Annotated in this window: 10 protein-coding genes; all 10 read left to right on the forward strand. The window is 47.2% G+C overall.

Going from position 1 to position 11,994, the window contains the following annotated elements; all coding sequences use genetic code 11:
- Positions 1-198 precede the first annotated feature (198 nt).
- The 10 genes from MLD56_RS08465 to MLD56_RS08510 all read left to right on the forward strand — a co-directional run bounded on the left by MLD56_RS08465 (position 199) and on the right by MLD56_RS08510 (position 11,985).
- Entirely contained in the window at positions 199-615 is a 417-nt protein-coding gene (locus MLD56_RS08465; protein ID WP_023987918.1) for a hypothetical protein, read from the forward strand.
- A gap of 212 nt (positions 616-827) precedes the next feature.
- Positions 828-1,697 carry an SDR family oxidoreductase gene (locus MLD56_RS08470; RefSeq protein ID WP_029516625.1) on the forward strand — a complete coding sequence of 290 codons (870 nt, stop codon included), beginning with the start codon at positions 828-830 and terminating at the stop codon, positions 1,695-1,697.
- Between the two features lie 119 nt (positions 1,698-1,816).
- Positions 1,817-3,619: a two-component system histidine kinase PnpS gene (gene pnpS, locus MLD56_RS08475; RefSeq protein ID WP_029516626.1), complete on the forward strand. Its 1,803-nt coding sequence runs from the start codon at positions 1,817-1,819 to the stop codon at positions 3,617-3,619.
- Between the two features lie 128 nt (positions 3,620-3,747).
- Positions 3,748-4,479: a response regulator transcription factor gene (locus tag MLD56_RS08480; protein ID WP_013309604.1), complete on the forward strand. Its 732-nt coding sequence runs from the start codon at positions 3,748-3,750 to the stop codon at positions 4,477-4,479.
- Between the two features lie 159 nt (positions 4,480-4,638).
- On the forward strand, positions 4,639-5,763 hold the full coding sequence (locus MLD56_RS08485) for a methyl-accepting chemotaxis protein (protein WP_029516627.1): 1,125 nt from the start codon (positions 4,639-4,641) through the stop codon (positions 5,761-5,763).
- Between the two features lie 127 nt (positions 5,764-5,890).
- Positions 5,891-6,649, forward strand: a complete 759-nt coding sequence (pstB, locus tag MLD56_RS08490; RefSeq protein ID WP_029516628.1) for a phosphate ABC transporter ATP-binding protein PstB — start codon at positions 5,891-5,893, stop codon at positions 6,647-6,649.
- A gap of 39 nt (positions 6,650-6,688) precedes the next feature.
- Positions 6,689-7,348, forward strand: a complete 660-nt coding sequence (gene phoU / locus MLD56_RS08495) for a phosphate signaling complex protein PhoU (RefSeq protein ID WP_025721993.1) — start codon at positions 6,689-6,691, stop codon at positions 7,346-7,348.
- 177 nt (positions 7,349-7,525) lie between these two features.
- The gene (gene polA, locus MLD56_RS08500) at positions 7,526-10,180 is read left to right on the forward strand and encodes a DNA polymerase I (RefSeq protein WP_029516629.1); all 2,655 of its coding nucleotides are present in this window, start codon (positions 7,526-7,528) and stop codon (positions 10,178-10,180) included.
- A gap of 71 nt (positions 10,181-10,251) precedes the next feature.
- The gene (gene mutM, locus MLD56_RS08505) at positions 10,252-11,082 is read left to right on the forward strand and encodes a DNA-formamidopyrimidine glycosylase (RefSeq protein WP_029516630.1); all 831 of its coding nucleotides are present in this window, start codon (positions 10,252-10,254) and stop codon (positions 11,080-11,082) included.
- Positions 11,083-11,193: 111 nt separating this feature from the next.
- Positions 11,194-11,985 (forward strand): MntP/YtaF family protein, encoded by a 792-nt coding sequence (locus MLD56_RS08510; protein ID WP_029516631.1) that lies wholly within the window; start codon positions 11,194-11,196, stop codon positions 11,983-11,985.
- Positions 11,986-11,994 lie beyond the last annotated feature (9 nt).

Here is an 11,994-nt window from a genome sequence, read left to right on the forward strand (position 1 = left end):
CTTCCTTATTCCTTTGCTTTGACTCACTTCCCCGGTATAATAGAGTTCATATGCATTGATAGTTACATGAGGACTTTGCAAAATCCTGACATAGAAAAGCATGTCCCAAAACACTGAAAAGATGGTAGACATTCGTTGGAATATGATCGTTCTATGGAAAAAAAGTTTGTAAGAAAACAAAGAAGTGGAGGTTGTAAAATGTTTTTTATTCACATTATTGGATCACTGGCGATGGGTTTTTATTTATTGCTCCCCTTCGTGGTGGGCAAAATCGACAAATTGGCTCCTAGCGTGCAGGAAGGAACGATATCGGCTGTTCAGCTATTGAACCGTTTGGCTCAATTTGCGCTGATCTTAGTGCTTGTTAGCGGTATCTATATGATTTTTCCCTGGGGTTCTTATTCGGTAGCATGGATTGTTGTCGTTTTGCTGTTGTTTCTCGCCATTTCTGGTATTGCGGGAGCCATGGGTAAGCCGTTACGGCTGTCGCTGGAAGCGATTCGTAGCCAACAGCCTATTACGCAATATGCTGGCAAAATGCGAATGTTCAGTACGCTGCTTGCTGTCTTCCTGATTTTAATTACGTTTTTAATGGTATACAGCCATATTATTTAATTATGCATTTAGTGAGAGTCTATAATCGAATGATGACAAATGCTAAATTGAAAAACGGTCTGTGCTGAATAAGCATAGGCCGTTTTTTTGCGCTCAAATCACTACATTGTTCTTTTTTCGTTTAACGAATAACTTTGTGTGGTAATTCAGGAGTAGAGTGGATGCAAATGTTGCATCCTAAAAAATATCTGATTTTGAAGGGAGAATGTACAATGTCTAAAAGTAATCAACCTCAGCAAACTTTGCCCCCACAGCATCAGGACCAGCAACCGGGGATTGAGTCCAAAATGTCGCCTGCACCCCAATTTGAAAAACCAACTTACAAAGCCGCTGGCAAGCTAACAGGTAAAGTTGCACTTATTACTGGTGGGGACAGTGGAATTGGTCGGGCTGTAGCTGTCACGTATGCCAAAGAAGGTGCGGACGTAGCCATCATCTACTTGAATGAGCATAAGGATGCGGAAGAAACAAAACGTCAGGTGGAACAGGAGGGACGCAAATGCGTGTTGATTCCTGGCGATATCGGAGATGATCAATTTGCCAAAAAAGCGGTTCAACAGACAGTTAACGAACTGGGCAAGCTCGACATCGTTGTGAACAATGCAGCGGAGCAGCATCCACAGCAAAAGCTGGAGGATATCACCAAAGAACAGTTAGAGCGCACGTTCCGAACGAATATTTTCGGTATGTTCTTCTTGACGCAAGCAGCATTGCCGCATTTGAAGAAAGGGAGCACGATCGTCAACACCACATCGATTACCGCGTATGCTGGGAACAAAACACTCATTGATTATTCATCGACCAAAGGGGCAATCACATCCTTTACACGTTCCCTTTCACTCAATTTGGCGGATCAAGGCATTCGGGTGAACGCTGTAGCACCAGGGCCGATCTGGACACCGTTAATCCCGTCTACATTTGATGCCAAGACGGTCAGCGAGTTTGGAGGAGCGCAGCCAATGAAGCGTCCGGGTCAGCCGGAAGAATTGGCGCCAGCCTATGTGTACCTTGCTTCAGATGATTCTTCTTATGTAAGCGGACAGGTTATTCATATCAATGGCGGTGAAGTTATAAACGGATAAAAGGACAAGGGAAAGGTTAGGGCTGTGTTATGCCCTAGCCTTTTTTCTTTTCACAGTGGAACATAATGAAGGTAGCCTGTAGAATGAGACTTAACTTACATAAAGGATGGGCATATTTTATGAAATCGTTTCGTTTCAGGCTTACCCTGATCATGCTGATTTTGATTGGCGTATCTGTCCTTGCTGCTGGAATCACGATGGGACAAATTTTTAAAAATTCGAATATGAAGGTGCTAGAGGAGAACATGGGACGGGAGATCGACCTGCTTCGAGCTACATTCCCTTTTGTTAATGCAGATGCCCTGTCCAGCACGGATTATGTCTCTTATTATTCTCAAAAGGCGAAGGAAATTGCTCGTCTTACGGAATCGCGGGTGACCTTCATTCGCAAGGACGGGACGGTGGTTGGAGATTCGTTAAGCGATCCGCGAAAGATGGAAAACCACGCATCTCGTGAAGAAATTCAGCAAGCTTCAACAGAGAAGATTGGACGCACGATTCGTTACAGCGAAACCTTGCAGCGGAACATGCTATACGTTGCAGAGCCTGTTGTATCGGATAAGGGTTTTGACGGATATATCCGTTTGTCCATGAGTCTGAAAGCGGTGGAGGAGGGAGTGCAGCGCGGCTGGACGGCCATCGGGATTGGTCTAGTGTTGCTGTTTATTGCTGCTGGACTGGTGAGCTATCGTATTGCTCGCAGTCTCACCTCGCCCATTGAACATATTACTGGGGTAGCCAACCGTATATCAGGACTGGATTATGACGCAAGGGTTGGTGTGCAGCGCCGGGACGAGGTAGGGCAACTGGGTGAAGCCATTAATCGTATGGCTGATAGTCTCCAAAACCAAATGAAAACGATACGTGACAATGAGGATCTGCTCCAGAGTGTCATGAGTAATATGACAGGCGGAATTCTAATGATTGATGCAAATGAGTGTATTGCGCTTGTAAACCGTGAGTCTGAGCGAATGCTTGGTGTCGTGGGTAAACGGGTGACAGACAAGCCGTATCATGAGCTGAAGAAGCATTATGAGCTCACAAAGCTAATTGAGGGCAGTATACAAAGCCGAGAAAGGCTGCATGGTGAGGTTCATTTGTACAATCCCGAGGAGAGACTCGTGTTGCTGGACGGTGTTCCGATGTATGAGGATGAGGGCGGATACCGGGGGATGCTGTTCCTTTTACAGGATATTACGGCTATTCGACGGTTGGAAAATATGCGGAGCGAATTTGTGGCTAACGTTTCTCATGAGCTAAAAACGCCGATTGCCGCAGTCAAGGGTTTTGCCGAGACCTTGCTCGGTGGCGGGGTTAAAGATGAGGAGACGGCCCGTTCATTTTTGCAAATTATATATGATGAAAGCGAACGATTGAATCGGTTGATCGGTGATATTCTGGAGCTGTCCAAAATCGAGTCCAAGCGTTCCCCTCTGGAATGCTCGCCGGTGCACGTTTCGTCGTTCATAGAATCATTGCTGGAAAAACTGAACAATGTAGCTGCCAAAAAAAGAATTTCACTACACATGGATATCCCGGATGAGCTGTTTATGGAGGCAGATGAAGATAAGCTTCAGCAGATTTTCCTGAACCTTTTGTCTAATGGCATCAACTATACACTTGATGGTGGCAAGGTAAAGATTAAGGTTCTAACGATACAGCGCGAGAATGACACCGAAAAGGTCGTATTTACAGTCAGTGATACAGGTATTGGAATTCCGAAGAAGGACCTGCCACGTATCTTTGAGCGTTTTTACCGGGTGGACAAAGGTCGCTCGCGTAACTCTGGCGGAACGGGGCTGGGATTGTCGATCGTCAAGCACTTGGTCGATTTGCATCATGGCACCCTTTCGGTGGAAAGTGAGCTTGGATTGGGTACCACATTTACAGTTGAATTACCGCTATTGCAACAGGAAGAATGAACTAGAACATTTTTTACATTCTGTTAACAATGTCGTGATAAAATAAACGGGTGTCGCATGAGTATGGAAAAAGTTTCAGGATTTTGACCAATGCGCCTTTAACAGGTAAACAGGAGATGAAGTTATTTATGGGACAACGCTTGCTGGTTATTGAGGATGAACCAACGCTTGCCAGATTGCTATCCTACAATTTAATACAAGAAGGCTTCGAAGTGGATACAGAGGATCATGGCAGCGCCGGGTTTGAGAAAGCCTCCAGAGAGTCCTACGATTTGATCCTGCTGGATTTGATGCTGCCGGGAATGAACGGGCTGGACATTCTGAGCAGACTTCGCCATCAGGGGCTGACGACGCCTATTATTATCTTAACGGCCAAAAACGGTGAAGCCGAGGTTGTCCAAGGGCTGAAGTCGGGTGCGGATGATTACATCACGAAGCCTTTTGGCGTTTCTGAGCTGTTGGCCCGCGTGACGGCTGTGCTGCGAAGAACTTCCGGTGGGGATGAAGGAGTGTTGTCTGATCAGAAAGATAGCTCCAAAATTCAATTGGGCGAGCTGGAGATTTACCCTGAAAAATATGAAGTCATTCTTGGAGGTCAGTCCATCAGCCTTAGACCCAAGGAATTTGAGGTGCTTCTTTATTTGTCCCGCAAGCCGGGTGTGGTATTAACCCGAGATGATCTGATGAATGCTGTTTGGGGTTTTGACTACATTGGCGGGCAACGGACCGTGGATGTACACGTCAGTTCCTTACGTAAAAAGCTGGAGCTCGATCCCGACTCGGTTCATATTGATTCGATCCGTGGAGTGGGGTACAAGCTGGTTGTAAATAAAAAAAGAAGCGCTTCTCATTTATTATAAATGAGGAGCGTTTTTCTTTATTCAGGGCAGTGTCCGGGGACCTTTGTGTCCATTTTGTGATTTTACATTTCATTAACAAAACTAGACGCTAGAATCAACAAATGACCGATATGATGTTCCCGTCACTCCAAGTAGTTAAAAAAAGGGGACTTCAGAACGATGATAACGGAACCAAAGACCCAGCCGAGCTCCACTGCCGTGATTGAACGTGAAGCATACAAGTCGATTACTACCTATGTGCCATGCCGGGAGGTTCCGATCATTGGTACGGATATGTCTTGTAAAGAACTGTTAGCCCTTATGAAAACACAGGAAGATATTCCTTGTGTCATTGTTGTGGATAAAAATGATCTTCCATTGGGCATTATTATGAGAGATGCGTACAATCGCCATTTTACGGGCAGATTTGCTGCGGCGTTGTTCTATGACAAGCCTGCGGCCCTATTTGCCGACCCCGATACATTAATTGTGGATCTGAAAAGCCAGGCATCGGACATTGTGGAACTGGCGATGCTGCGCGAAGATCAGCGTTTTTACGACTGTGTGTTGATTAAGGAAGGAACACGGTTACTCGGTGTACTCACGATTCGTGATATCCTGTCCGTCGTGCAGCGAATGCAAAGAGAAGCGGACGAAGAGCGGGGAGATGTGATTCGGCATAGCTATGACGGAGTCCAGCGTATTCAGCTGACTGTGCTGGATGCAGCTAAAGAGGCCGATGACAGTGTGCGGCTAACCCGCTCAATGAGTGAATTATCCCGTCGTGGCAAAGTAGAACTGGAGGATGTTTTGCTCTCCTATCGTGCGGTTACGGAGCAAATGAAACGCCAGCATGAGCAAATGACGGCGTTGACGCAATCGCTGAATGACATTGCGGGCATGGCTTCATCCATTCGTGCACTGGCAGATCACAGTGGATTGCTGGCGATCAACGCGTCCATTGAAGCGGCACATGCTGGCGAACATGGACGAGGCTTCCAGATTGTGTCTCAGGAGGTGCGGAATATGTCACTACAGACGAAAGCTTTTTCCACACAGATTACAGGCTTACTCACCCATATCGAGCAAATGCTGCGTGACACCGCTGAACTGACGGATACGAGTATGCAGCAGATTCATACAGGCTCTCAATATATATCTGCCGGAACACAAACTTTTGCCAAACTACTGCAGGCTGTCGATGAAATTGAAGCTAAAAACAGTGAAATGTCCCGTTCCGCAGAGGAAGCAGCTTTGAATGCAGCCGAAATTGCGCAGGAGCTTGAGCTCATGCTAAGTTCTTGATCATTTTACATAACGTTAACAAATCCACCACACTAAATTTACACACAGCTTATATAATCTTCATATTGTGCAAATCAGGTGCAATGCTTGAGGATCATAACTGCAACACGAAGGAGATCATAAATCCATGAATGATTCCGTAATCCGGATTGATAAGCTGAATTTATATTATGAGAAATTTCACGCGCTGAAACATATAAACCTCGATATTCCTGAAAAAACGGTAACTGCCTTTATCGGCCCGTCCGGCTGCGGCAAATCGACCCTGCTGCGTACGCTAAACCGGATGAATGACATGATACCGGGAACACGTATTGAAGGCACCGTGAGTATCGCAGGTCAGGATATATACGGCGATACTATGGAAGTAGAAACTCTGCGGAAGCAGGTGGGAATGGTTTTTCAACAGCCTAACCCGTTTCCCAAATCGATTTATGATAACGTGGCTTACGGCCCGCGTCTGCATGGAGTTCGGCAAAAGGACAAGTTGGACGAATTGGTCGAGCAAAGCCTGCGGCAGGCGGCACTCTGGGAAGAGGTCAAGGACTTTTTGAAGCGTTCAGCTCTGAGCTTGTCCGGTGGACAACAGCAGCGGTTGTGCATTGCCCGGGCGCTTGCTGTACAACCAGATATTTTGCTTATGGACGAGGCGACATCTGCGCTGGATCCGATCTCCACGATGAAAATTGAAGAACTGGTTCAGGAATTGCGAGACACGTATACCATTGTCATGGTGACGCATAACATGCATCAGGCAGCGCGTGTGTCTGGTAGAACTGCGTTCTTTTTGAATGGTGTTGTGGTGGAAGCGGCGGACACACAGACGATGTTTTCCACGCCGCAAGATTCACGTACGGAAGATTATATTTCAGGGCGATTTGGCTAAAGCCTACCAGATGAATATGCCAGAAGGGGTGACTTCGAAATGATACGTAGAAAAGGTTTTGATGAAGGGTTAGACGAACTGAGAGCCGTACTGCGCGAAATGGGTGCACACGTTTCGAAGGCGCTCGATCAGGCCATTGAATGTTTGCAGACCAAAAATACAGAATTGGCTCAGCAGGTGGTCAAAAATGATGCATCCCTCAATACGCTGGAAGAGAATATTCTCGATATGGGTTCCAAGCTCATTATTACCCAGCAGCCGGTAGCGAAGGATTTGCGCCGAATCATTGTTGCATTTAAAATTTCCAGTGATCTGGAACGAATGGGCGATTTGGCACTTGATATTGCCAAGGTGACCCTTCGTCTGGAAGGGCAGCAGATCATTAAGCCGCTGGTGGATATTCCGCACATGGCTTCCATTGTTAAAGAAATGATAGATGATGCGATCAAATCCTATTTGGATGAAAATACAGATCTGGCCTACAAAATGGCCAAAGAGGATGATCGTGTGGATTCCATGTATAGCCACATGATCAGCGATCTGTACGCCTTTATGGTAGAAAAGCCGGCAGAGGCTTCACAAGCCATGCTGCAACTGCTTGTAGGACGATACATTGAACGAATTGGTGACCATGCTACGAATATCGGTGAAAGCACTGTATATCTCGTGACAGGGGAGAGACCAGATTTGAACCAGTAGAGCTTTCAGGTATATAGCGGTTGTTTCTGACCCAGACTTGTCTTTGAGCAAAAGGCAAATTTGGTTAGGAAGCAGCCGTTTTTTTCTGAAAAAGGAGTCTTGTATGTTAAGATAGGAAGAGGAATGCGTAAAACGTAAGAACGTTACGAATGCATTGATGAACTTGCGAGGTGCTAAATGGATAAACTCATGCTTATAGATGGTAACAGTATCATTTACCGGGCGTTTTTTGCTATGCCACCGTTAACGAATTCGAGCGGACAGCAGACGAACGCGGTGTATGGATTTACGACGATGTTATTGCGGCTCTTGGAGGAGCACAAACCAACACATATGCTGGTTGCCTTCGATGCCGGTAAAATAACGTTTCGCCATAAAGGATACGAGGATTACAAAGGTGGACGGGAGAAAACACCGCCAGAGCTGTCTCAGCAATTTCCGTTGCTGAAAGAGCTATTGACCGCTTTTGGCATTGCCCAGTTTGAACTGGATGGCTATGAGGCGGACGATATTATAGGCACCCTGTCCAAGACAGCGGACGAAGCCGGTTTCAATGTGCTGGTCGTGACCGGGGACAAGGATATGCTTCAATTGGCATCAGACCATGTCACAGTCGGCTTGACCCGCAAAGGGGTTACTGAGGTGGAGACGTATGGACCTGAGCAAATTCAGGAACGATATGGGCTGAAGCCGCTGCAAATTATTGACCTTAAGGGCCTGATGGGCGATACGTCGGACAATATTCCTGGTATTCCCGGCGTAGGTGAAAAAACAGCGCTCAAGCTGTTGCATCAATACGGTTCAGTCGAAGAAGTGCTGGCGCACACGAATGAGCTGAAGGGCAAAATGAAAGAACGTGTTGAGACACATGCTGACGATGCGCGAATGAGCAAGGATTTGGCGACCATTTATCGGGATGTAACGTTGGACAAGAAGCTGGAAGATGTGGCCTTCGGCGGGCTGCAAGCAGAAACGGCCGGACCAGCTCTGGCGAAGCTGGAGTTCAAGTCCTTGCTGGAGCGTTTATCTTTTTCAAGTGAGGTTGGCAGTACTGGGGTAGACGTAGAGGAAGCCGCGGCTGACGTAACAGTGCTGGATCAGCAGCGGATTAGCAAATTGGTAGAAGTGTTGGATCATGTGGATGTGCTGCATGTTGAGACGCATGGCGATAATCCGCATCATGCTGACATCGTAGGTCTGATATTTGCCGCAACGGGACAGCAGTTTTTTATGACACTGGATGTACTGCAAAGCGATACAGCTACACCTATTCGCGAATGGCTTGCTGACCCTGAACGCAAAAAACGCGGTCATGATCTGCATCGTACGGATTTGGCTTTACACTGGCATGGAATTGAGTTTGCAGGTGCCGAGTTTGATGTGCAATTGGCAGGGTACTTGCTGGACCCAACTGATGCAAACCAGACATTGAGCGGATTGGCAGCCAAATATGGCTTGTCTTCGATCCGTCCTGACGAAGAAGTGTTCGGCAAAGGAGCTAAATATAAAGTTCCTGACGTGGACGTGCTGTCTGATCATGTGGCGCGTAAGGCAGCGGTGATTGAAGCTTTGGTGCCTGTGCAGCAGGCTGAGCTGGAGAAAACGGAAATGCACAGGCTGTTTCATGAGCTGGAGATGCCGTTGTCCCGCATTTTAGCGGATATGGAGAAGCAGGGCATTTTGGTGAACGTAGAAGAACTGCGTGCTTTGGGTAAAGAATTTGAAGCCCAGATCGCAACGTTGGTGAACGAGATCTACAGCATTGCCGGAGTAGAGTTCAATCTGAATTCGCCTAAGCAGTTGGGTGAGATTTTGTTTGATAAACTGGGTTTACCTGTCATTAAAAAGACGAAAACGGGGTACTCGACCGATGCGGAGGTACTGGAAAAGCTGGCCCCCTATCATGATATTGTACAAAACATTTTGCAGTACCGTACCATTGCCAAACTCCAATCGACGTATGTTGAAGGATTGCTTAAAGAAATTTCGGAGAAAACGGGTAAGGTGCATACGTATTTCCGGCAGACAGTTGCAGCAACTGGACGCTTGAGCAGTCAATTTCCGAATTTGCAAAACATTCCGATTCGTCTTGAAGAAGGTCGCAAAATCCGCAAAGTATTTGTTCCGTCCGAACCGGGCTGGTCTATTTTGGCGGCAGACTACTCACAGATTGAGCTGCGGGTGCTGGCTGATATTTCGGATGATGAACGTTTGAAGGAAGCCTTTGTCCACGATATGGACATTCACACCAAGACCGCATCCGATGTGTTCGGTGTAGCAGCGGAAGATGTGGACTCCAATATGCGGCGTTCTGCGAAGGCAGTCAACTTTGGGATTGTCTACGGGATCAGTGATTATGGTCTGTCACAAAATTTGAATATTACGCGGAAGGAAGCGGCTCGCTTTATCGACCAGTATTTTGATGTGTTCCAAGGCGTTCGCCGTTACATGGATGATATTGTGAAGGATGCGAAGCGGGACGGCTACGTAAAAACGCTGTTGGAACGCAGACGCTATTTGCCGGAGATTAACGCCAGCAATTTCAACCTGCGTTCATTCGCCGAGCGTACAGCGATGAATACGCCGATTCAAGGCACCGCAGCCGATATTATCAAGTTGGCGATGGTACAGATGGATAAAGCGCTACGTGAACGTAATCTTCGTAGCAGAATGCTGCTCCAAGTACATGATGAGCTTGTATTCGAGGTTCCGCCTGAGGAAATGGAAACGATGAAAGAGCTTGTCCCGGCTACCATGGAAGCTGCATTAAAGCTGGCTGTGCCGCTCAAAGCCGAAGTAAGCTATGGCAGCAATTGGTATGAGGCCAAATAAGATATTTCAATGAGTAGATAGTCCCAATTTGACGCTGCTTCCGTTATAATATAGGGTGAGGTGAAGACATCATGCCGGAATTACCGGAAGTAGAAACCATTAAACGAACGCTAAACGAGCTTATCGTTGATAAACATATAGATCATGTCACTGTGAATCTGCCGCGGATCATTCAACGGCCCGATGATATCCACGCTTTTGCCATGGAATTGGCTGATCACCGGATTACAGGGGTGGAGAGACGCGGAAAGTTTCTGCGGATTTTGCTGGACGGGCTGGTGCTGGTCTCCCATCTTCGAATGGAAGGGCGATATGGATTATATTCACAACATGATCCTGTGGAAAAGCATACCCATGTCATCTTTCATTTTAAAGATGGTACGGAGCTGCGTTATCAGGATGTGCGCCAGTTTGGCACGATGCACTTATTTCCAGCAGGACAGGATTTGCTGGAAAAGCCGCTGAACAAACTTGGCCTGGAACCGATGGACGAGGCCTTTACACCAGAAATGCTGCGTGCCGCTGTTGGAACTCGTTCGACTTCGATCAAGGCAGCGCTGTTAAACCAGTCATATGTGGTGGGCATCGGGAATATCTATGTAGATGAATCGTTGTTTAAGGCGGGGATTCATCCAGCACAGCCAGCCAAAAGCCTAACGGATAGCCAATTTCATGTCTTGCATGAGGCGATTGTCTCCACGCTAGGTGCGTCCATTCAGGTTGGAGGCTCGTCCATTAAATCGTTCGTGAATGGACAGGGCAAAGCGGGCGACTTCCAGCATCAATTGCAAATCTATGGACGTAACGCGAAGCCTTGCATCAACTGTGGTACATTGATCGAAAAATCTGTTGTAGCCGGACGGGGCACACATCATTGTCCGGTCTGCCAGCCTCTGCGCTAAACAGGCGCAGTCACCCCAAGCCCATCCCTCTCATATATTGTTCCAAGTACCAATACTGCGGAGGATTTCGGTTGTTATAAGACCCTGCCTTCGCAATGGGAGGGAATTGGAGTGGCTAATCATTGGGGAGCCCTGCTGTTACTGGCATTTGCGCTAAGTTTGGACAGTTTCGGAGTCGGTGTTACATATGGTCTGCGCAAAATGAAAATTCCACTGTTGTCGATTGCTATCATCTCCGTATGTTCAGGTTTGGTGATCGGCATATCCATGCAATTGGGCGCATTACTATCTCGTGTCCTGTCTCCTGTATATACGACCGTTTTCGGTGCTGTCATCCTGATCTGTATTGGCTGTTACTCTTTGATTCAAGCTCTGCACCGCAAAGAGGATTTGCCAGAGGATTCAGTGGAGCCCTCTCGGGGTCTGCTTCTTACAAAACAGACTGATCCAGCGAGCAGATCTGTTCTTGGGGAGAAGGAGGGTATGGAGAATGCTGATACCGAGTCTTTCCCCAGCTCAAGAAAAGATCTGTCGGCAGAAGCTTCTGTGGAGCAGCAGGAACGAACAGTATTTTCTCTGGAGTTTCGCAAATGGGGGCTTGTTATTCGGATTCTTCGAAGCCCGTCTGCTGCGGATATGGACCGTTCCGGCAGTATATCTGCTACCGAAGCGGTTTGGCTGGGTATTGCATTATCGGTCGATGCGTTCGGAGCGGGACTCGGGGCAGCTATGCTTGGTTTTCAGCCACTGTCTACTGCGCTGGCTATTACGTTATTCAGTGGAACATTTTTGATTGCAGGGATGAAGGCAGGCTTTTTTCTATCAGCATTTCGATTTATGAAGGCGCTGGGTGTATTGCCGGCATTATTACTGATTATGATGGGCATATTGAAGCTGTTATGAGGTGAAAGA

Origin of the sequence: Paenibacillus peoriae, assembly GCF_022531965.1 — a bacterium.
In the GTDB taxonomy this organism is placed as follows: Bacteria; Bacillota; Bacilli; order Paenibacillales; family Paenibacillaceae; genus Paenibacillus; species Paenibacillus polymyxa_D.